At 47.5% G+C, this 533-nt stretch carries 1 protein-coding gene; it reads right to left on the bottom strand.

The window, feature by feature from the left end; translation table 11 throughout:
* A partial coding sequence (locus tag R8O10_RS27240) for an FAD-dependent oxidoreductase (RefSeq protein ID WP_318192235.1) occupies positions 1-533 on the bottom strand: 533 nt, incomplete at both ends.

Genomic DNA, 533 nt, shown 5'->3' with positions numbered 1-533 from the left:
AATGCCCATCATTTTTGTCATCCGATCGGCCATCAATCCACTGCAAGTGACTAGAAACTTGCAGTTCAGCTGCATAGATTGTCCATCGGAAACGCAAGTCAGTTGTACTTCTTCATCTTTCTCATCGGCGGCAACCACCTTGGTTCTCAAGCTAATATGACCACCTAAACTTTGGAACTCCTGTGCCATATGCTCTGTTACCAAGCGGTAATCAACAATACTGGTGGTTTTCACGTAAATCGCGCCCAACCCTGTGATATTCGGCTCCGCCAATTTGAGCTGCGCTTCATCAAGCAATTCCACATCAATCCCGTTGACGTGGCAGCGTTCATAAAGGGCGTTCATTCGTTCGACTTCTTGCTCGTTAGTTGCAACCAACAACTTTCCGCAGTTTTCGACCGGAATATTATGCTGAGAGCAAAACGAGAGCGTTTTTTCTACGCCTCGTTTGCAAAAGTCGGCTTTTAAACTGCCCGGCGCATAATACACACCCGCGTGGATAACGCCGCTGTTATGCCCGGTTTGATGCTTAG

Source organism: Vibrio sp. 1727 (assembly GCF_033344415.1).
GTDB classification, from domain to species: domain Bacteria; phylum Pseudomonadota; class Gammaproteobacteria; order Enterobacterales; family Vibrionaceae; genus Vibrio; species Vibrio alginolyticus.
The sequence above is the reverse complement of the archived record's forward strand: the minus strand, read 5'-3'. Positions and strand labels throughout refer to the sequence as shown.